This is a genomic window from Pantoea sp. JGM49 (assembly GCF_018257655.1).
GTDB lineage: Bacteria > Pseudomonadota > Gammaproteobacteria > Enterobacterales > Enterobacteriaceae > Pantoea > Pantoea communis.
This window is the reverse complement of the sequence record NZ_JAERJM010000013.1, coordinates 1-20,527: the sequence shown is the minus strand read 5'-3', so window position 1 is coordinate 20,527 and position 20,527 is coordinate 1. Positions and strand designations below refer to the sequence as shown.

General features: G+C 53.4%; 15 protein-coding genes. 13 read left to right on the top strand and 2 right to left on the bottom strand.

Annotation, left to right across the window (positions count from 1 at the left end; translation table 11 throughout):
- Positions 1–96: 96 nt before the first annotated feature.
- The 11 genes from JK231_RS19950 (at position 97) to npr (ending at position 8,095) form a co-directional block, all read left to right on the top strand.
- Positions 97–1,080 carry a calcium/sodium antiporter gene (locus JK231_RS19950; RefSeq protein WP_034826610.1) on the top strand — a complete coding sequence of 328 codons (984 nt, stop codon included), beginning with the start codon at positions 97–99 and terminating at the stop codon, positions 1,078–1,080.
- Between the two features lie 13 nt (positions 1,081–1,093).
- Positions 1,094–2,074, top strand: a complete 981-nt coding sequence (kdsD, locus tag JK231_RS19945; protein WP_034826612.1) for an arabinose-5-phosphate isomerase KdsD — start codon at positions 1,094–1,096, stop codon at positions 2,072–2,074.
- 13 nt (positions 2,075–2,087) lie between these two features.
- The gene (kdsC, locus tag JK231_RS19940; RefSeq protein ID WP_211729316.1) at positions 2,088–2,654 is read left to right on the top strand and encodes a 3-deoxy-manno-octulosonate-8-phosphatase KdsC; all 567 of its coding nucleotides are present in this window, start codon (positions 2,088–2,090) and stop codon (positions 2,652–2,654) included.
- Positions 2,651–3,229, top strand: a complete 579-nt coding sequence (gene lptC, locus JK231_RS19935) for an LPS export ABC transporter periplasmic protein LptC (RefSeq protein WP_034826617.1) — start codon at positions 2,651–2,653, stop codon at positions 3,227–3,229. The genes kdsC and lptC overlap by 4 nt, the downstream gene beginning before the upstream one ends.
- Positions 3,198–3,752 carry a lipopolysaccharide ABC transporter substrate-binding protein LptA gene (lptA, locus tag JK231_RS19930; RefSeq protein ID WP_034826619.1) on the top strand — a complete coding sequence of 185 codons (555 nt, stop codon included), beginning with the start codon at positions 3,198–3,200 and terminating at the stop codon, positions 3,750–3,752. Before lptC ends, lptA begins: the two co-directional genes overlap by 32 nt.
- Positions 3,753–3,757: 5 nt before the next feature.
- Positions 3,758–4,483: an LPS export ABC transporter ATP-binding protein gene (gene lptB / locus JK231_RS19925; RefSeq protein WP_034826621.1), complete on the top strand. Its 726-nt coding sequence runs from the start codon at positions 3,758–3,760 to the stop codon at positions 4,481–4,483.
- A gap of 48 nt (positions 4,484–4,531) precedes the next feature.
- Positions 4,532–5,965, top strand: coding sequence for an RNA polymerase factor sigma-54 (gene rpoN / locus JK231_RS19920; protein WP_034826625.1), 1,434 nt, complete (start codon positions 4,532–4,534; stop codon positions 5,963–5,965).
- A gap of 21 nt (positions 5,966–5,986) precedes the next feature.
- Positions 5,987–6,274 (top strand): ribosome hibernation promoting factor, encoded by a 288-nt coding sequence (hpf, locus tag JK231_RS19915; protein ID WP_034826627.1) that lies wholly within the window; start codon positions 5,987–5,989, stop codon positions 6,272–6,274.
- Positions 6,275–6,436: 162 nt separating this feature from the next.
- Positions 6,437–6,919, top strand: a complete 483-nt coding sequence (ptsN, locus tag JK231_RS19910; protein ID WP_176505766.1) for a PTS IIA-like nitrogen regulatory protein PtsN — start codon at positions 6,437–6,439, stop codon at positions 6,917–6,919.
- A gap of 52 nt (positions 6,920–6,971) precedes the next feature.
- A complete protein-coding gene (gene rapZ, locus JK231_RS19905; RefSeq protein WP_038649498.1) occupies positions 6,972–7,826 on the top strand; it encodes an RNase adapter RapZ in 855 nt (284 codons plus the stop codon).
- Entirely contained in the window at positions 7,823–8,095 is a 273-nt protein-coding gene (gene npr, locus JK231_RS19900; protein ID WP_034826632.1) for a PTS phosphocarrier protein NPr, read from the top strand. Before rapZ ends, npr begins: the two co-directional genes overlap by 4 nt.
- A 6-nt stretch (positions 8,096–8,101) precedes the next feature.
- On the opposite strand, the gene mtgA is transcribed toward npr, so the two are convergent.
- Both mtgA and arcB read right to left on the bottom strand, forming a co-directional pair.
- On the bottom strand, positions 8,102–8,824 hold the full coding sequence (gene mtgA / locus JK231_RS19895; protein WP_211729315.1) for a monofunctional biosynthetic peptidoglycan transglycosylase: 723 nt from the start codon (positions 8,822–8,824) through the stop codon (positions 8,102–8,104).
- An 878-nt stretch (positions 8,825–9,702) separates the two neighbouring features.
- Entirely contained in the window at positions 9,703–12,057 is a 2,355-nt protein-coding gene (arcB, locus tag JK231_RS19890; protein WP_211729314.1) for an aerobic respiration two-component sensor histidine kinase ArcB, read from the bottom strand.
- Positions 12,058–12,942: 885 nt separating this feature from the next.
- Here arcB and JK231_RS19885 point away from each other — a divergent pair.
- Positions 12,943–18,474 carry a glutamate synthase-related protein gene (locus JK231_RS19885; RefSeq protein WP_211729313.1) on the top strand — a complete coding sequence of 1,844 codons (5,532 nt, stop codon included), beginning with the start codon at positions 12,943–12,945 and terminating at the stop codon, positions 18,472–18,474.
- Between the two features lie 66 nt (positions 18,475–18,540).
- Positions 18,541–20,295, top strand: a complete 1,755-nt coding sequence (locus JK231_RS19880) for a sulfite reductase subunit alpha (protein WP_160834441.1) — start codon at positions 18,541–18,543, stop codon at positions 20,293–20,295.
- The last annotated feature ends 232 nt before the right edge of the window (positions 20,296–20,527 follow it).

Below are 20,527 nucleotides of genomic sequence, written 5' to 3'. Positions count from 1 at the left end.
TCTCAGACAGTCAAAATCAGCGCCTGTTTCCGCGCGCGCAATGTATTTACCTGTCGGACAAGGTTTGCCGACACACCTATCCATCAAGGATTTTTCATGTTCGTAGCCACTGCCCTGCTGTTTATTGGATTGATTTTACTGGCTTACGGTGCTGACCGTCTGGTTTTCAGTGCCGCAATCCTGTGTCGATCCTTCGGCATTCCTCCGCTGATCATCGGTATGACAGTGGTAAGCATTGGCACATCGTTACCCGAACTGATCGTTTCTTTTTCTGCAGCGCAGCATGGGCAAATGGATTTAGCTGTAGGGACGGCGCTGGGCTCAAACATTACCAATATTCTGCTGATCCTCGGCGGTGCCGCACTTTTGCATCCATTGACAGTGCACTCCAATCTGATTCGGCGCGAACTCCCCCTGATGCTGCTGGTCTCACTGCTGAGTGGCATCATGTTGTTTGATAATCACCTTAGTCGACTTGATGGCATCGCGCTGCTGCTGATTGCTTTAGGTTATCTGCTGATCGCCATTCGCATCGCCCGCCGCGCAGAGCGGGATAACAACGATACGTTAACGCGCGAACAATTGGCTGAACTGCCGCGCGATGAAGCTGGCAATACCGTGGCCTTTCTGTGGCTGGCGGTGGCGCTGATTATTCTGCCGATGTCAACGCGGATGGTGATCGATAATGCCACCGTGTTTGCCGACTATTTTGGTGTCAGCGAGCTGGTCATGGGTCTGACGTTGATTGCCGTCGGCACCAGCCTGCCTGAACTGGCTACCGTATTGGCGGGTGCATTGAAAGGTGAAGACGATATCGCTATCGGTAACCTGATTGGCGCTAATATCTTTAATCTGGCCATTGTGCTGGGCCTGCCCGCGCTGGTGCACCCCGGCAGCGTTGATGCACACGCTTTCGCACGAGATTACTGGGTGATGCTAGGTGTCAGCGTGCTGTTCGCCCTACTTTGCCTGTTACGCAAACGCCGGATTGGCCGCGTAGCGGGCTCTCTTTTGTTATCGGGATTTATTGCGTGGGTTCTGTGGCTGTGGCTCAGCCCTGCGCTCATCACAAGTTATTAAGGACGGACTGACCATGTCACATCAGCAACCGGTTTTTGATTACCAACAGGCAGGTAAAGCGGTACTGCGCATCGAACGCGAAGGGCTGGAGCAGCTCGATCAGTATATTAATGCCGACTTTAGCCGCGCCTGCGAAATGATCATTGCCTGCCGTGGAAAAGTGGTGGTGATGGGCATGGGCAAATCCGGTCATATTGGTGCAAAAATGGCAGCGACTTTTGCCAGTACCGGTACGTCTTCATTCTTTGTTCATCCTGGCGAAGCGAGCCATGGTGACCTCGGCATGGTGACAGCAAACGACGTGGTGATCGCTATCTCTAATAGTGGCGAATCGAACGAAATTCTGGCGCTCATCCCGGTCCTCAAGCGACAGAAAGTGCCGTTGATTTGCCTCACCAGCCGTCCGGAGAGTGCCATGGGGCGTGCCGCTGACGTGCATTTATGCGTGAAGGTTCCACAGGAAGCGTGCCCGCTTGGTCTGGCACCGACCTCCAGTACTACCGCCACGCTGGTGATGGGCGATGCGCTGGCGGTTGCCCTGCTGGAAGCACGTGGCTTTACTCAGGAAGACTTCGCGCTCTCACATCCCGGTGGCGCACTGGGCCGCAAACTGCTGCTACACGTCAGCGATATTATGCACAGTGGTGACGAGATCCCACACGTCAGCCGCGATGCGTCGCTGCGGGATGCGTTGCTGGAAATTACGCGCAAAAACCTCGGCCTGACGGTGATTGTTGACGACCTGATGAAAATCGAAGGCATTTTCACTGATGGCGACTTACGCCGCATCTTCGATATGGGTATCGATTTCCAGTCAGCCAGCATTCAGGATGTGATGACGCGCGGCGGGATTCGCGTGCGCCCGAATATGCTGGCTGTCGACGCACTGAATCTGATGCAAAACAAAAACATCACTGCGGTGCTGGTCGCCGATGACGATCGTCTGCTCGGTGTGGTACATATGCATGACATGCTGCGCGCTGGCGTAGTTTGAACAGGAACAAATAATGAGTGTTGAAACCACGATGATCGATACCTGCTATGGCCCGGTGAGTGCCGATGTAATGGCTCGGGCGGCGCAGATTCGCCTGCTGATTTGCGATGTCGACGGTGTGATGTCTGACGGCGTGATTTACATGGGCAACAACGGCGAAGAATTGAAAGCCTTTAACGTCCGTGATGGCTATGGTATTCGCTGCCTGCTGACCTCTGATATCGAAGTGGCTATTATTACTGGCCGCGAAGCGAAGCTGCTGGAAGATCGTTGCCAGACGCTCGGCATTACGCATCTTTATCAGGGACAATCAGATAAGCTTTTGGCGTGGCGTAAACTCCTGGATAAACTGTCATTATCTGCTGAACAAGTGGCTTACATCGGCGATGATTTGATCGACTGGCCTGTGATGACGGAGGCCGGTTTGAGTGTGGCCGTCGCCGATGCCCACCCCGTGTTATTACCTCGTGCACACTACGTCACCCGTATTGCCGGTGGCCGTGGTGCGGTACGTGAACTCTGCGATCTGATTTTGATGGCGCAGAACAAATTTGAGGATGCCAAAGGGCAATCAGTATGAGTAAGAGCAGGCGTTGGATAACGCTGATTTTGGCCTTGATCGCCCTGGTGCTGATCGGCTGGAATCTCACCAACCAGGACGATAGCGAAGCGCCGGTGGCGACCAATAGCCAGGAGCCAACCTATACCAGCGAGAAGTCCCATTCTGTGGTGTACAACCCCACGGGCGCGCTGGCGTACAAACTGATCTCGGATAAAGTGACTTACTTTGCGGCAGATGAGGTGAGCTGGTTCGATAATCCGGTTGCAACCACGTATGATGAAAATAAAGTGCCCACCTGGACTATACGTGCCGATAAGGCAAAGCTGACCAAAGATCGTATGCTGTATCTATATGGTCACGTCGAAGTGAATACCCTGACCCAGGATTCTCAACTTGAGCGCATTATTACCGATACGGCTCAGGTTAATCTGGTCACCCAGGATGTGACATCTGACGATCAAGTCACCCTATTTGGCCGCAGTTTTAATTCCACTGGCATGAAGATGCGCGGCAATTTACGAACCAAGAATGCCCAGCTGCTTGAAAAGGTCAAAACTTCCTATGAAATCCAAAATGAACAAAAACAGCCTTAAGTTGTTGTTGGTAAGCGCCTTACTGGCGACCAGCCTGCCCGCGCTGGCCCTGACGGGAGACTCTGACAAACCCGTTAATATTGATTCGGTGAATCAGGCGCTGGATCTGCAAGGCAACGTGGCGACCTTTACCGGCAATGTCATTGTGACCCAGGGTTCAATCAAAATCACCGCTGACAAAGTGGTGGTCACACGTCCAGGTGGCGACAGTAAAAAAACTATCGTGGATGCCTACGGCGCTCCCGCCACTTTCTACCAGATGCAGGATAACGGCAAACCCGTGCAGGGCCACGCCTCAAAACTGCATTATGAGCTGGCGAACGATTTCGTTGAACTGACGGGCAATGCCTTCATTCAGCAGCTGGACAGCAACATCAAAGGCGATCGCATCACTTACCTGGTGAAAGAGCAGAAAATGCAGGCCTTTAGCCAGGGCGAAAGCAAACGCGTCACCACCGTACTGGTGCCGTCGCAGTTGCAGGACAAAAACGGCTCGTCCACGAGCCCTAAAAAGAGTAACTGATCGCTATGGCCACATTAGTCGCTGAAAACCTGGCGAAAGCCTATAAAGGCCGCCGCGTGGTGGAAGATGTCAGCCTGCAGGTAAAATCTGGCGAGATTGTCGGCCTGCTGGGTCCAAACGGTGCCGGCAAGACCACCACATTCTATATGGTTGTCGGGATTGTGCCGCGTGATGCAGGCCGCATCGTGATCGATGACGAAGATATCAGTATTCTGCCGCTGCATGCGCGAGCGCGCCGGGGCATTGGCTATCTGCCGCAGGAAGCGTCAATCTTCCGCCGTCTAAGCGTGTTCGACAATCTGATGGCGGTGTTGCAAATCCGCGATGATTTAACGGAAGAGCAGCGTCAGGATCGTGCCAATGAGTTGATGGAAGAGTTCCACATTGAGCATCTGCGTGACAGCATGGGGCAGGCGCTTTCCGGTGGTGAACGCCGCCGTGTTGAAATCGCTCGCGCTCTGGCAGCCAACCCCAAATTTATCCTGCTGGATGAACCATTTGCCGGTGTTGACCCGATCTCAGTCATCGATATCAAAAAAATCATCGAACACCTACGCGATAGCGGTCTTGGCGTGTTGATCACCGATCACAACGTGCGTGAAACGCTTGCGGTGTGCGAACGTGCTTACATCGTGAGCCAGGGACATCTGATCGCGCATGGCACGCCGGATGAAATTCTTGCAGATGAGCAGGTTAAACGGGTTTATTTGGGCGAAGAGTTCAGACTCTGATAAGGTGTCGTTATTCACGACATTTGCTTAGGAAATTCAAGCAGAATTATGAAGCAAGGTTTGCAACTCAGGCTCAGCCAACAGCTGGCGATGACCCCACAGTTGCAGCAGGCCATTCGTCTGCTGCAACTCTCTACGCTTGAACTCCAGCAGGAACTGCAACTGGCGCTGGAAAGCAATCCGCTGCTTGAGCAAACCGATCTGCATGAAGAAGTCGATTCACGTGAGCATCAGGAGAGCGACTCGTTAGACACACGTGAAGCCCTCGAACAGAAAGAGATGCCCGAGGAGCTTCCACTCGACGCCACCTGGGATGAAATCTACACCGCGGGAACGCCTTCTGGCACGGGTACCGATTACCAGGATGATGAGCTGCCGGTTTATCAAGGTGAAACCACCCAGTCACTGCAGGACTACCTGATGTGGCAAGTGGAGCTCACGCCGTTTACGGATACCGACCGCGCGATTGCCACTTCAATTGTCGACGCCATTGATGACACGGGCTATCTCACCGTTTCCGTCCAGGACATCTGCGACAGCATTGGTGATGAAGAGCTGACGCTGGAAGAGGTTGAAGCGGTGCTGAAGCGTGTTCAGCGCTTTGATCCTGTCGGTGTCGGTGCACGTGATCTACGTGACTGCTTGCTGGTGCAACTTTCACAATACGCTGCCGATGCGCCAATGCTGGCAGAAGCGCGGTTGATCGTCAGTGAACATCTGGATCTGCTGGCCAACCACGATTTTCGCAGCCTGATGCGTGTAACACGCCTCAAGGAAGAAGTGCTGAAAGACGCGATGCTGCTGATTCAGTCACTCGATCCCCGTCCCGGCCAATCGATCAACACCAGCGAACCAGAGTATGTGATTCCTGATGTACTGGTGCGTAAAACCAGTAAGCGCTGGACCGTTGAATTGAATTCAGACAGCTTGCCGCGCCTGAAGATCAATCAACATTACGCCGCGATGGGCGGTTCCGCACGTAACGACAGCGACAGCCAATTCATTCGCAGTAATTTGCAGGAAGCCAAATGGCTGATTAAAAGCCTCGAAAGCCGCAACGACACACTGCTCAAAGTGACGCGTTGTATTGTCGAGCAGCAGCAGGCGTTCTTTGAACAGGGCGAGGAATACATGCGGCCGATGGTGCTGGCAGATATCGCCCAGGCCGTGGACATGCATGAATCCACCATTTCCCGTGTGACCACGCAAAAGTACCTGCACAGCCCGCGTGGCATCTTTGAATTAAAATATTTTTTCTCCAGCCATGTGAATACCGAAGGCGGTGGCGAAGCCTCTTCCACGGCGATCCGTGCCCTGGTGAAGAAATTGATCTCCGCGGAGAACCCCGCAAAACCCTTGAGCGACAGCAAACTCACCTCCATGTTATCCGATCAGGGCATCATGGTGGCGCGACGTACGGTTGCTAAATATCGCGAGTCTTTATCTATACCGCCATCAAACCAGCGTAAGCAGTTGGTTTGACCGAACGAAGAAGGAAGACCTATGCAGCTAAACCTGACCGGACTGAATGTTGAAATCACTGAACCGCTGCGCGAATTTGTAAATAGCAAATTTGCCAAACTGGAACACTACTTTGATCGTATCAATCAGGTTTATATTGTTCTGAAAGTGGAGAAGGTGACGCAGATTGCGGAAGCAACACTGCACGTCAACGGCGGAGAGCTGCACGCCACAGGGGAAGCGGAAGACATGTACGCGGCCATCGACGGGTTAATCGACAAGCTTTCCCGTCAGCTGACCAAACACAAAGACAAACTGAAAAAACACTAACCTTCATGCTTGCAGAGTGCTGACCGATTCGGCACTCAGAGCGCAAATGGGGCGGGTTAACCGCCCCGTTTTGTCATCTGCGCAAGCGCCAACGGGAGACTCGCCATTGTGTTATGAATGGCGTTAACCTTGCGGCTATGTGAACTCGCAAGTGAAACGATGATGAACAACGATCTGACACTGGAATTGAGCTCGGTCCTCTCACTGGACTGTACCCGTAGCGGCGTACACTGCCAGAGTAAAAAACGCGCGCTGGAAATTATCAGCGAGCTGGCAGCGAAGCAGCTCAATCTGCCGCACCAGACACTATTTGAAGCCATTCTGACTCGCGAACGTATGGGCAGTACTGGCATTGGCAACGGTATCGCCATTCCGCATGGCAAGCTGGAGGAGGATACGCTGCGCGCCGTTGGCGTATTTATCAGCCTCGACCAACCGATCGCCTTTGACGCCGTGGACAATCAGCCGGTTGATCTGCTGTTTGCTCTGCTGGTGCCTGCAGACCAGTGCAAAACCCATTTGCATACGCTGTCGCTGGTCGCTAAACGTCTGGCAGACAAAACCGTCTGCCGCCGTTTGCGTGCGGCACAGAGTGATGAAGAACTCTATGCCATTATCACAGAAGCTCAGGAAGAACACTCTTAAGCGACAGACACATTTACCGGCCTATTCGTCGGTTTAAAACGGGAGAAATGTGATGGTGCTGATGATCGTTAGCGGTCGGTCAGGCTCAGGAAAATCGGTCGCACTGCGTGCCCTGGAAGACATGGGATTTTACTGTGTCGATAATCTACCCGTGGTGCTGCTACCGGAATTAGCGAACACCCTAACAGAGCGCAATATTTCGGCGGCCGTCAGCATTGATGTGCGCAACATGCCTGAATCGCCGGAGGTGTTTGAAACGGCGCTCAACAATCTGCCGGATTCGTTTTCACCACAGTTACTGTTCCTGGACGCCGATCGCAACACGCTGATACGGCGTTACAGCGATACTCGCCGCATCCATCCGCTCTCCAGTAAAAACCTGTCACTTGAAAGCGCGATTGATGAAGAGAGTGACCTGCTTGAGCCTTTGCGTTCGCGGGCAGACCTGATCATTGATACTTCCGAAATGTCGGTCCATGAGTTGGCTGAAATGCTGCGTACGCGCCTGTCAGGAAAACGTGAGCGTGAGCTGACCATGGTGTTTGAGTCCTTCGGCTTCAAACACGGCATTCCCATTGATGCCGATTACGTCTTCGATGTGCGTTTCCTGCCAAACCCGCACTGGGATCCCAAGCTGCGTCCGATGACCGGGCTTGATCGTCCTGTTGCGGCTTTCCTCGACCGCCACACTGAAGTACATAACTTCATTTACCAGACGCGCAGCTATCTGGAGCTGTGGTTGCCGATGCTGGAAACCAACAACCGCAGCTATCTAACGGTCGCGATTGGCTGTACCGGGGGTAAACACCGTTCGGTTTACATCGCCGAACAGCTGGCAGATTATTTCCGTTCACGCGGCAAAAATGTGCAGTCTCGTCATCGCACTCTGGAAAAACGTAAATCATGACCGTGAAGCAAGTCGTTGAGATTCGCAATAAGCTGGGCATGCATGCGCGCCCGGCAATGAAACTGTTCGAGTTGGTGCAGAGTTTTGACGCAGAGGTACTACTGCGCAATGAAGCCGGTACGGAAGCCGAAGCCAGCAGCGTGATTGCGCTGTTGATGCTCGACTCCGCGAAAGGCGGCCATATCGAGATTGAAGCCAGCGGTCCGCAGGAAGTCGAGGCGCTGGCTGCGGTGATTGAGCTGTTTGAAGCCGGGTTTGACGAAGACTAATTGCTGTTAATGCAATTTGTAACGCGCGAGGAAACCTTCCCCACCTAACTGACGCATCTGGCGTATTATCCACTGCTGGCGCATTCGTATATACCCGGAAGGTGCATCAGCGCGGAAGCGAATCGGGTTTGGTAGTACAGCCGCCAGCAGCGCCGCTTCAGAAATCGTCAGACGACTGGCTGGTTTGTGGAAGTAGCGCTGTGAAGCCTCTTCCACACCAAACACGCCGTTGCCAAACTCCGCAATATTCAAATATACCGTCAGAATGCGGCGTTTGGTCCACACGGTTTCGAGTCCAACGGTTAAACCGGCTTCCAGCCCTTTTCGCACCCAGCTGCGGCCATCCCATAAGAACAGGTTTTTTGCGGTCTGCTGCGACAGCGTTGAGGCACCACGCATCTGTTCTGAGCCATCGTTATCCAATACTTTTTGTATCGCATCGACATCAAAGCCCCAGTGCTCCGGAAATTTTTGATCTTCAGAAGCGATCACGGCCAGCGCCATCCACGGAGAAATCTCATCCATGCTGACCCAATCGGAGTGCGCCACATAGTCGAACCGACCACTCAACCAGGCGCCCAGTTGACGCTCCACCATCACCGCAGAAAACGGCACTGGTAAAAAGGCAAAGATCACGATGCCTGCCAGCCAAATTCCCAACCACGCAAGCAGCACTTTAGCAATCAGCACTTTAAGGCGTTGCCCCATTTTCCCTTTACTCTTACTCATGCAATTTTCTCTTACCTGTTCCCTGCATTAATCAATCACCCCGGTCACAATTTTGATTACCTGTAATCCTGGGCAAAACTTTACCGCTTATCCCGTGAAAGTTAGAGATGAAGTTATTACCTGCGTCATCATCGTTCCTCTATTAGAGCCAATCACATCAAGCACTTCCATCATGAGGGAATCGGTTCCATGGTGAAAAACCCAGCAAAACCCTTACAATCGGATACTTCATACAAAGTGATAAAGATCACGTTTAAACTTTCACAATACTTAACAATAAAATTTCAAAGCGTTTGAATAAGCGCACTGATGAGCGCAGCCGTTTCAATAAACGTGGCTGAAATCGCGTCAACATCATCATGATTAGCCCTGACAATGGTAAAGGATTTAGCCTTCCGTTTGGTTTACATTGCACCGCAAAAGCTTAAACTGGAACTTTCAGCAGAGGGTTTCCAAAACGTTTTGGATAACCCACCAGAACTACCTTATTTGTTACCTAATATCAGCATGTTAAGTTCAATCAACTCTGATTTTTCGACTGATTAGGAATTTCAGTGCAGCTGTCAGGCTTTTCCTGCTTCAGGCTGAAGGAAATTCAGGCAAAAAGCAGAACAATTGGTCAAAAATAGTGCAATACGGCAAAGAAATTAATTCCTTGCTTGACTGTGTCAGCAAATTAATGTTTTCTGTATTTAATCGCTGCTCAACTTCACACAATTTAATGAATCTTGTCACAAGCGTTGGCGAATTTGTTAAGGTGATTTCGAAGCGTTAACCAATACCATACTGTTGCTGATCTATTCGACTTCTAACGATAGCAGCAGTACCCATTTCCCTGGTGTTGGCGCAGTATTCGCGCACCCCAGTTTCGACTGGGGTCATTTTTTTCTGGCGTCCGAAGATTTTTCCCTTTCAGCTACCCACTCGCGTAACACGTTAACGTCATGCAGCCACTCATGTTTTAATTCGTCGATCCACTCCTGCACGTTGTCCCACCATGCTGGCAGTTCCGGTGACTGTATCTGTTTCGCCAGTTTCTGCAGATGCAACAGTCCTACTGAGCCCGCAGCACCCTTAATTTTATGCCCTTCTTCCGCAATCCCTTTTTGATCGCGCGCCATCATGTTGGAATCCAGCACGTCGAGATAGCCCGGCATCATCTGTTCAAACATCGTCAGGCTTTGTGTAATCAATCCTGGGCCGACCAATTCGATATACTGTTCCAGCATCTCCACATCGAGCAGCATGCGCGAGTGTACGTCTGAGGACGTCTGAATCTCTTCTTCCGGTTCGCCCTGGTAATCCCAGAACTTTTTAATCATCGCCGTTAAGGCCGGCACCGCCAGCGGTTTACTCAGCACATCATCCATACCGGCGTCGAGATACTCTTTTTTATCTTTCAGCACGTTGGCGGTCAGTGCCACCAGCGGCGGCAGCGCCATGCCAGCATGGCGTTGGTGAATAGCGCGCGACACATCCAGTCCGGTCATATCCGGCAGTTGAATATCCAGCAACACCAGATCAAATTCCTGCGGATCAAACATCGCCAGCGCTTCAGTGCCGGTCATCGCCACTTCCACACTGCATCCCAGTTTCTCCAGTACCGAGCGCGCCACAATGACGTTCAGTTCAATATCTTCAACCAGTAATACGTGCAGCGCCGGCAGTGGCATGCTGTCGTCGAGATCTTCGTCTTCCACCTCATCGGCCACACGAGGTGCATTTATCTCGACCACAAAGCATGAGCCCTGCCCCGGCGCACTACTCACGCTAATATCGCCGCCCATCGCCTGTGCCAGACGCCGAGAAACCGCCAAACCAATACCGGTACCGGTGGCGGGTTTTCCGCCGTGCTGATCTTTTACCTGGTAATACATGGCGAAGATCTTGTCCTGCTCTTCCTGCGGAATTCCCATGCCAGAATCCTGCACTTCAAAGCGCAGCGTTTCGTCCTGGTGATAGGCGACCCGCACCACAATCTCACCCTGCTGGGTGAATTTCACCGCGTTACCGATCAGGTTCCATAAAATTTGACGCAGGCGCGTGCCGTCAGCAGAGATGATGTGCGGCAATGGCAGCTCTGGCGCCATCACGAACTTCAGTCCTTTCGGCTGCGCCAGTAACCCGGAGAGGTTTTCCAGATCGGCCAGGAAACCGGTGAAGTCGAGTGGCTGATTATCCAGCTGCACTTTGCGGCGCTCAATTTTGTCCACTTCAATCACGTCATTAAAGATGTTGCCAAGCGTGATGGCCGAGACATGGATGGTTTTCAGGTACTTCACTTGTTCCTGATTGAGATCGGTGTCCAGCAGAATGCGGCTCAAGCCGACAATGCCATTCAGCGGCGTGCGCAGTTCATGGCTGATGGTTGAAATAAAGGTGGTCTTCTCACGGCTGGCATTCTCCAGCGCGTCCTGATAACGCTTACGCTCAGTAATATCGCGACCAAAGCCCATCAGGCCGCTGCGTTTACCGACGCGATCGTAATACGGCACTTTGCGGATTTCGAAGCAGGCTTTGCGCCCATCAGGATATTGCAGCCACTGTTCGTACGTCAGGGAGACGTTATGGCGGAATACCTTTTCATCCGTCTCCAGCACCTTGGAGGCGGCATCTTCATCGTAAATGTCGCGCGGCGTCAGGCCAATCAGTTGCTTCTCGCTCATGCCGGTTAGCAACTCCATCGCACGGTTACAGCCCGAGAACTGCTTGTCGATGTTGCGATAGAATACCAAGTCCGGTGAGGCATCGAGGAAGGAGCGTAAGAAAGAGGATTGCTGTTCCAGCTCGATTTGCGCCTGTTCACGACGCGCCATCTCTTCGCGCAGTTTATCCATCACCTGCTCGCGGGCCTGCTCCGCTTTGATACGATCGTTAATTTCCTGATTCAGCTGAGCGATGGTCTCTTTCATTTGCTGATTAAGTTCAAGATCGCGTGTGCGCATCTCTTCCAGCTTATCGACCAGCTTTGTCAGGCGCTGGCGAGACTCTTCCAGCTGATCAACCACCACCGAGAGAAAATAGACGGCCCAGGGCGTGATTAAGAGACCAAAGAACACCGATCGCACCACATCGATACTCTCAACATGGCCACGCAGTACCATGGTGACCGCCATCTGCACCACCATCGCCAGCACCACCAGTGCTGAAGCTAACAGTAGTGAGAAACGCACCAGCCCAAGCTTGACCATCAAATCAACGTAGTACTGCGCTAAAAGACGAATCTGTTTCATCACGAGCTCCCTGAACGAAATCTGGCTCATGATAGCGTAATTATCGCGGCACTGCGCCGACTCAGCGTGTCATTGCCTGCTGACTTTGCCTCATTATGGTGCATCGCAGCGCCTTTTCGCCGATGTTCGCGTCGTTATGCGTAAAGCGCTTGACTAAATCTGCCAACTGAATAATCTGGAGGGCCGCGCTTTTGCGACCCTTTTGTCACATCCCGTGCTATTCCGCCTCCCGGCAGCCATTTCATCTGATGGTTGCGTCTTGTTATTGCATATTCATTCAACTTTAGCGCCATTTTACTCACAATCAGCTTGATTAATTTTACTAATGACAGCCCTATTTTGATTCAAATATGACGCCATAAGAAAAACAGATACATGCTGTGCGTGAAACCGCCCCAACAGAATTTTATGCTGATGGAATGCAGTTATTCAGCATTGATTAGATATCTGAGGCGTACCTCACAGTGAGACGGCTCACACTTCATAGGGGAATCAGAATCGTCAGATTGACAGTTATTTACGTAATAAATTGTTCATAATCATAGTGTTAATTGGTAAAACAGCCGATTAACCGCAACAAAGCTGGCTATTTGACCTGAGTTCGCTTTCCCGATAAGTTGGAATTCCGCTGGATGCTTTCCAGTCGGGACTGTGTCTCGGCATATCTATGCAGCAAGAAACTCCCTCTGGATGCAAGTTATCTCCCGTAAGAGACCGGAAGTAAGAGCAGCTCATCAAGGACGAGACCATACTCTCTTGAGAGCCTTTGCTCGGTATTGCGACGTCCGCGTTTAAGCGGCGAAAACGAATTTGATACAGCACGCAGCGGTGCTCTGTGCTTGAAATAATGCAGGTAATGTCAAAAGCAGTTTAAGGAGACCCTCAATGTCCACTCAAAAACCTCATCCCTATGGTTTGTATGATCCCTCAGCCGGTAGTGATAGCTGTGGTGTTGGGTTTATTACCCGTAAGGACGGCGAGCAGACCCATGAGATCCTGCAGATGGCCCATAGCGCACTGTGCACGGTACCGCACCGTGGCGGCATGTCTGCTGAGGGCGTGGGCGATGGCGCAGGTGTCAACGTCGACCTTTCTCTGAACTTCTTCCGTAAAGTCACCGGCCAACCGCTGGAAGCCGGTCGCTTTGGCGTCGGTAACTTCTTCGTGCCAAAAGATGCCGAGCTTCGCGCGAACGCTGAGCGTCTGGTGGAAGAAACCCTCGCTGCCCATAACTTCCCTGTGCTGATGAAGCGTGATATGCCGCTGGACAGCAGCGTGACGCGTCCAGCCGCTCTGCAATTCCAGCTGCCGATTGTGCAGTGGATCTTTGCGGCTCCGCAGGAAGTCACCGAACAACTCGAGTTCGAGCGCCACATCTATCGTGCGCTGCTGGACATCGAAGCGCGTGCCTTTACTGAAAGCGAATTCGGCGGTCTCTATCCGCTGTCGCTCTCTTCACGCACTCAGGTATTTAAAGCACGCCTGAACTCTAATGAAGTGATTCCGTACTTCAAAGATTTGACCGATGCCGATCATCAGGTGCGCGGGCTGTTCTTCCATACCCGCTTCTCGACCAACACCGATCCGCACACCACCATGGCACAGCCGTTCCGTCTGATGGCGCACAATGGTGAATTGAACACCGACCGTAAGAACCGTATCGCTGAAGCGGCGCTGATGCTGGCGCGCGGTAAGAAAATCGTGCGTCCGAAAGGCCAGTCCGACAGCTCGCGTCTGGACCAAAGCATTCATAGCCGTTTGATGGAAGATAACCTCGACCTGATCAACGCCGTCGTCTCAATGATGCCACCAGCGTGGGAAAACGACACCTCACTGTCAAATGAAGTGCGCGCCATGCTGGAGTACTTCTCTCTGTATGAAGAGAAGAACGATGGCCCGGCAGCGTTGATCTTCGGTAATGGCGAAGTGATCGGGGCACGCCTTGACCGCCTGGGTCTGCGCCCATTGCGTTCTGTCGAAACCGCTGAATACATCGGTGCGATGTCAGAAGCGGGTCAGATTGCCTTCCCACCGGAAAGCGTACTGCGTCGTGGCCGTATCGAAGCGGGCGGCATGCTCTATTACGATCACAAAGAAAAACGCTCTTACACCACGGTGGAAGCGCTGGAAAAACTGGCAGCAGAGAAAGATTACCTTTCACTGCTGAGCGCGGCTCGCGTGGACCTGCACGATCTGCCGGAGATTCAGGCAGAGCAGCTGGGCTCACCGCTTCGCTATCGTGGCGACCTCAAAACCTATCAGCGTTTTGTGGCGTACTACTACAACCAGGAAAGCTTCAAATTCATGATGGACCCGATGCTGCAAACCGGCGCTGAGAAGATCTCGGCGATGGGTTACGGCAACGCCATCAATGGCCTGTCCGACCACGAAGGCGGCATGGCGCACTACTTCTCACAACGCTTTGCTCAGGTCACCAACCCGCCGCTGGATTCTATCCGCGAAGCGGACGGCATGACGCTGCGCGTGGCACTGGGTGCAAAACCGCACCTTGGCCGCAGCAAAGGTCAGCAGGTTATCGTGCCAACGCCGATCCTGACACACCTCGATATGCTGCGTCTGCGTGAGCAAACCGTCGCACCTTATGCGCGTTTCGAGATGCTGTATGAGCCGGTCATCGGCAAAGATATCGTCAGCCGTGCCGCCAACGCCAAAGCGCTGGAAAACGCCATTGATAATCTTGCACAGCAGGTCGTGGATTTCGCACGCCAGCAGGGCGGCATTGCGGTAATCACCGACCGCCACATCTCTTCAACTCACGCGGCGATTCCTATGCTGCTGATGGTCTCTGCCATCAACCAGCGTTTGGTGCAGGAAGGTCTGCGTCTGGATGTTTCTCTGGTGGTAGAAAGCGGCCAGAGTATCTCCTCTCACCACATTGCAGCCACTTTAGGCTTTGGTGCGTCAGCGGTTTACCCGCTGGGCGTACAGATGCGCGCGGAAGAGAAATATGGCGAAGGCGAAGAAGGTAACAAAGCCTTCAAACGCTATGCCAAAGCCGCCGAAAAAGCCTTGATGAAGACCATGGGTAAAGTGGGTCTCTGTACCGTTGAGAGCTACAGCTGTGGTGAATTCTTTGAACCTAACTTCCTGAATACCGACGATCCGGTTCTGAAGAAGTACTTCCCGAATATCAAAACCCCTGTGGGTGGCGCGGGCTTCCCGGCAATCGCTCAGATGGCGGTTGACTGGCATCAGAGTGCGCTGAAAATCCAGGGCGAGGCAGAAGTGCCACTGCTCGGCTTGTTCAAAGAGCGTGCGGAAGGTGCAGGTCACTCTTACGGCACCATCGCCGTGCGTACCTTTATTGATATGACGGAACAGCCGATTCGCTTCGCGGACAAAGCACGCGAAGAGGACAATTTCATCCGTCTGATGACGCTGGCCAAACTGGACAATGCCTTCAGCATTAAAGCTGACGCATTCAAAGACAGTAGCTTCGAACGCATCCCGAACGAGGTCATTGACTCACTGGCGATCACGCCGGATTACCGCCAATTCTCTAGCCTGATGCACGCCGAGCGTAAACGTCGTCCTGCTGCGCTGCGTGACATCCTCGCGCTGCCGTGTGATTTGACCCACGTTGATAGCGAAGCGGAGTTTGGTCGTAAACTCGGCCGTTACTCACTGGTCAACAACGGTTTTGCTACCCGTGGATTGAAGTGTGAAGCGGTGGAAGGCAGCCTGAACCAGTTCGAGCTGCGCCTGATTGATTCCATCGCGGGCCTGAAGCCAGAAGATGAACGTCTGGAAGCGCTGGCACGTGCACTGAAAACCCGCTTTAGCGACGACATCGAAAGCAGCAGCGTGGCCGGCGGTGTATTGCACATCACCGCTTACGGTAAAGCGGCAGATTATCTGTCACTGATCTTTACCGCATTGCCTTCGCTGCCACTCGAAGAGATCCAGCCGGCACACGAAATTACCCGTACTTTCGCCTCAGGTGCGATGAGCCACGGTGCGTTGGTGGCACCTGCACATGAAGCGGTAGCGCACGGCACTAACATGGTCGGCGGCATGAGTAACTGTGGTGAAGGTGGCGAGCACTATTCCCGTCACGGCACCATCCGCGCGTCACGCATTAAGCAGTTGGCGTCAGGCCGATTCGGCGTGTGGGCGGCTTATCTGGCCGATCCGATGCTGGAAGAGCTGGAGATCAAAATCGGTCAGGGCGCGAAACCAGGTGAAGGCGGACAGCTGCCTGCACCGAAAGTGACCGTGGAGATCGCCGCCGCGCGTGGCGGTACGCCGGGTGTTGAGTTGGTTTCACCCCCACCGCACCACGATACCTACTCCATCGAGGATTTGGCGCAGCTGATCCACGACTGTAAGGCAGCGCGCGTGCGCGTTATCGTGAAACTGGTGTCTTCAGAAGGCATCGGTACCATCGCGGTGGGCGTGGCAAAAGCTGGCGCAGACGTCATTAACGTGGCAGGTAACACCGGTGGTACCGGTGCGGCCTCGGTCACCAGCCTGAAATACACCGGACGCGTTGCCGAAATCGGTATCGCGGAAGTGCATCAGGCGCTGTGCGCGAATGGCCTGCGTGACAAAGTGCAGCTGCGTTGCTCCGGTGCACAACAAACCGGTAGCGATGTGATCAAATCTGCCCTGCTCGGTGGCGACAGCTTCGAGTTCGGCACCACTGCGCTGATGATGCTGAAATGCGTAATGGCGAAAAACTGTAACGTTAAATGCCCGGCCGGTTTAACCACCAACGCCGAAGCCTTTGATGGCGATCCGCGTCAACTGGCACAGTACTTCGTTAATGTAGCGCAAGAAGTGCGTGAATTTCTCGCACGCCTCGGCCTGCGTTCACTGCGCGAAGCACGTGGCCGTTCTGACCTGCTGCACCTGATGGATCATCCACTGGAAGTCGGCAAGCTGGATCTGCGTGCGATGTTGACCGTGGTGCCAGAGCAGAAAATCGCGAAGCCGGTCTATCTGGAAAAAGATTTTGAGCTGGATGATGGCTGGGTTGAAGAGCTGAAAACACAGCTGATCGACCAGGCGAGCCGCGATATCGCGCTCGGCGCAGGCATTACCCTGAACAACCGTAACAAGAGCGTGGGCGGCCAGTTGGCCATCGACATCGAGCGCATGCTCAACCACGAACTGTCTGCTGAACAACGTGCTGCACTGCCAGCGGTGTTCAAAGACGATCGCGGCCGTCATTATCTGGCACCGCGCACGGTGAATATCCACACCAGCGGTTCTGCCGGTCAGTCATTCGGTGCCTTCTGCAACGATGGTATGCAGATGAAGCACTACGGCACCTGTAACGATGGCGTAGGTAAAGGTCAGTGCGGTGGCGAGCTGGTGGTGATGTCACCGGGTGGCGGCGCTCAAGACAGCGACGGCAACGTGCTGATCGGTAACTTCGCGCTGTTTGGTGCGACCGGCGGCCGTTTGTTCGTACAAGGCCAGGCGGGCGACCGTTTCGCGGTTCGTAACTCCGGTGCAACCGCAGTCGTCGAAGGTGTCGGCGATTTCTGCTGCGAATACATGACCAATGGCGCAATTCTGAACCTCGGCACCTTTGGTAAAGGTTTCGGCAACGGCATGAGCGGTGGCTTTGCTTACCAGTACGATCCATACGGCGCACTGGCAGGACACGCAGCGGGTGATTCCGTGCTTTTCGGTTCAATCGCTGACGAAGATGAATTGGCGCAGGTTCACAAGCAAGCCGTGCTGACCATGCTGAACTGGCACCTGGAAGCCACTAACTCGCCGCGCGCAGCCTGGCTGCTGGAGAATTGGGAAACCGAGTGCCACCACTTTGTCTACGTGATGCCGCGTTCACTGCTGCTGTATCAAGATGGTGGCGAGATCCTAAAAGCGAAATCACGTAAGGATCTGCTGGAAGAGCTGTCAACCTCACTGGCTGCACATCAGGTTGCCAAATTCAAAGCGGCCTGGCGCACGGGTAAAACCATTGCGGATGGCGCCGTACCGGCTTACGGTGCGACGGATACAGCGGAAATGTTCGTGTTGCTCAACAACTACACCGTACTGAGCTTTGCGCAGCAACTTGCACTCGGCAAACTGCCAAAAGGCACCGCCGTTGAAGACCCTGCGGTTGAAAAAGCGGTACGCAATTTGCTGATGACGGAAGACTTCGCGCTGGTGAGCAAACTGCAACGTCATGCTCGTTCAGCGATTGAAAGCTACAGCGATGACGAATTGGCTAGCCTGATCGCGGCAAAACGTATGTCCGATTACAAAGCGGCACTGACGCAACGCAACATTCGCTCGATGGACAGCCTGGCAACTTATGGCTGGATCATTTATCAGGATGCCCGTAACCGCGAGGTGCTCGGCCATCTGCCTGATTTCGAAGAGCTGTTTGCGCGTGCTGCACTGCCAGAAATCGCCGCTGCTGTCGGGAAACTTTCCTGATAGCAGCACCAATGAATGTGTGTATATTGACTGAACATCACGAAACGGGTTTGAGTACAGATATCCATGAAGATTCCTTACATTCCTGAAGATGCGCCGTTTAACGGCGAACAGAAATACTGGCTGGCGGGTTTTCTCGCCGGTCTCCACTCGCGTCTGTTGGTATTAGAAGATAAGCAGACGGCACCTGCGGCCGGTGGCGCCACCAATACTCAGCTGCACATTCTGTTCGGTTCACAGACCGGCAATGCTGAAGCGCTGGCGCAAACTGCCGCAAAAGCCGCGCGTGCCAAAGGTCTGGTGCCGGTGGTGCAGGCATTGGGCGAAGTGGACCTGGATGTGTTCGCCACCATGCGCCATGTGCTGATTGTCACCTCCACCTACGGTGAAGGCGAAATGCCGGACAACGCACAGCTGTTCTGGCAGGCACTCTCTGCCAGCACCGCGCCACGCCTGGAGCAGATGCACTTTGCCATCCTGGCGATTGGTGATACCGGTTACGATGGCTTCTGCCAAGCAGGTAAATTCTTCGATATGCGTCTGGAACAGCTGGGTGCAAAACGCGTCTTTGACCGCATCGACTGCGATATCGACTTCGAAGAGCCGTCGAGTGCATGGATTGGCGATGCAATGCCACAATTTGCCGCCAGTGCGGGCAGCAGTGGCACGGTATTAGAGAGCGCGCCAGAAGCCCCTGTCATCCCTGGCAGCAACAAGCAAAACCCTTACGCAGCGGCGTTGGCAACCAATAAACGTCTGTCAGGTGAATCTTCGGCGAAAGATATTCGTCACTTCGAATTCGATTTGACCGACAGCGGTCTGAAGTATGAAGCCGGTGATGCGCTGGGTGTTATCCCAGTGAACGATGCTGAGTTGGTTAGCCTGCTGTTGAGCGAACTGAAAGCGGACTATGAAACTCCGGTGCCAAGCTTTGATCGTAACCTCGGCGATCTGCTGACCTATCAGTTTGAGATCTCCGAGCCATCGCGCAAGCTGATTGAGTGGGTAGGCCAGCACACTGCCAACCAGGAACTGCTGCACGTATTGCAGCACGACGATAAAGACACTCTGGCTAACTGGCTGTGGGGCAAAGACACACTGGATCTGCTGCAGCTTGAGCTGAAGCGCACTCTGTCTGTACCAGAGTTCGTGGCGATGCTGCGTCCGTTGCAGCACCGTGCGTACTCCATCTCTTCCAGCTCCAAAACGCATCCGAATCAGGTGCACCTGACGATTGCTTCCGTGCGCTATCACAGCGGTGGCCGTGAGCGTAAAGGCGTATGTTCAACCTACCTGGCTGAGCGCGTGCGCCGTGGCGAGAAGCCAGCGATCTTTATTTCGCCAAACAAAGCGTTCCGCGTGCCGGCTAACGGCAATGCTCCGCTGATTATGGTTGGCCCTGGCACCGGTATTGCCCCGTTCCGTGCCTTCCTGCAGGAACGCCAGTCAACCGGCGCTGAAGGTAAGAACTGGCTGTTTTTCGGCGATCAGCATCAGGAACACGACTACATTTATGAAGATGAGCTTAATGGCTGGCAGCAAAGCGGTCTGTTAACACATCTCGACCTGGCATTCTCACGCGATCAGGAAGAGAAGATCTACGTGCAGAATCGTATGCTGGAAAAAGGCGCTGAGCTGTATGCCTGGCTGCAGGATGGCGCGTACTTCTATGTTTGTGGCGATGCTTCGCGCATGGCGAAAGATGTGGATGCAGCGCTGTATGAAGTGGTGCGCCAGTTTGGTGGACTCTCTAGCGAACGTGCAGCGGCTTACATTGACCAGTTGAAGAAAGATAAGCGCTATCTGCGTGACGTCTACTAAGGCCCAAAAAAAGGAAGCTAATGAGCTTCCTTTTTTACATCTGCTGTCGCGGCACGATGAATCGCACCATGTAAACGCGGTTCAGATGCGCGATCAATCGCGCCGTTATTGAGAAATGCTTCCATAAAAAAACGGGCCAATTGGCCTAATGCCGATCAGTTAAGCCTGACTGGCATTTTTTCTTCTGGCTGTCGGATATTTATAGGGTCTCTCTTTCACCACCCTTGGGAAC

What these genes read in the sequence shown, in the direction of transcription:
- JK231_RS19880 (WP_160834441.1), top strand. Translation starts at nt 18,541, where the DNA reads ATGAAGATTCCTTACATTCCTGAAGATGCGCCGTTTAACGGCGAACAG.
- JK231_RS19950 (WP_034826610.1), top strand. Translation starts at nt 97, where the DNA reads ATGTTCGTAGCCACTGCCCTGCTGTTTATTGGATTGATTTTACTGGCT.
- rpoN (WP_034826625.1), top strand. Translation starts at nt 4,532, where the DNA reads ATGAAGCAAGGTTTGCAACTCAGGCTCAGCCAACAGCTGGCGATGACC.
- lptA (WP_034826619.1), top strand. Translation starts at nt 3,198, where the DNA reads ATGAAATCCAAAATGAACAAAAACAGCCTTAAGTTGTTGTTGGTAAGC.
- ptsN (WP_176505766.1), top strand. Translation starts at nt 6,437, where the DNA reads ATGAACAACGATCTGACACTGGAATTGAGCTCGGTCCTCTCACTGGAC.
- arcB (WP_211729314.1), bottom strand. Translation starts at nt 12,057, where the DNA reads ATGAAACAGATTCGTCTTTTAGCGCAGTACTACGTTGATTTGATGGTC.
- kdsC (WP_211729316.1), top strand. Translation starts at nt 2,088, where the DNA reads ATGAGTGTTGAAACCACGATGATCGATACCTGCTATGGCCCGGTGAGT.
- lptB (WP_034826621.1), top strand. Translation starts at nt 3,758, where the DNA reads ATGGCCACATTAGTCGCTGAAAACCTGGCGAAAGCCTATAAAGGCCGC.
- JK231_RS19885 (WP_211729313.1), top strand. Translation starts at nt 12,943, where the DNA reads ATGTCCACTCAAAAACCTCATCCCTATGGTTTGTATGATCCCTCAGCC.
- kdsD (WP_034826612.1), top strand. Translation starts at nt 1,094, where the DNA reads ATGTCACATCAGCAACCGGTTTTTGATTACCAACAGGCAGGTAAAGCG.
- lptC (WP_034826617.1), top strand. Translation starts at nt 2,651, where the DNA reads ATGAGTAAGAGCAGGCGTTGGATAACGCTGATTTTGGCCTTGATCGCC.
- hpf (WP_034826627.1), top strand. Translation starts at nt 5,987, where the DNA reads ATGCAGCTAAACCTGACCGGACTGAATGTTGAAATCACTGAACCGCTG.
- npr (WP_034826632.1), top strand. Translation starts at nt 7,823, where the DNA reads ATGACCGTGAAGCAAGTCGTTGAGATTCGCAATAAGCTGGGCATGCAT.
- mtgA (WP_211729315.1), bottom strand. Translation starts at nt 8,824, where the DNA reads ATGAGTAAGAGTAAAGGGAAAATGGGGCAACGCCTTAAAGTGCTGATT.
- rapZ (WP_038649498.1), top strand. Translation starts at nt 6,972, where the DNA reads ATGGTGCTGATGATCGTTAGCGGTCGGTCAGGCTCAGGAAAATCGGTC.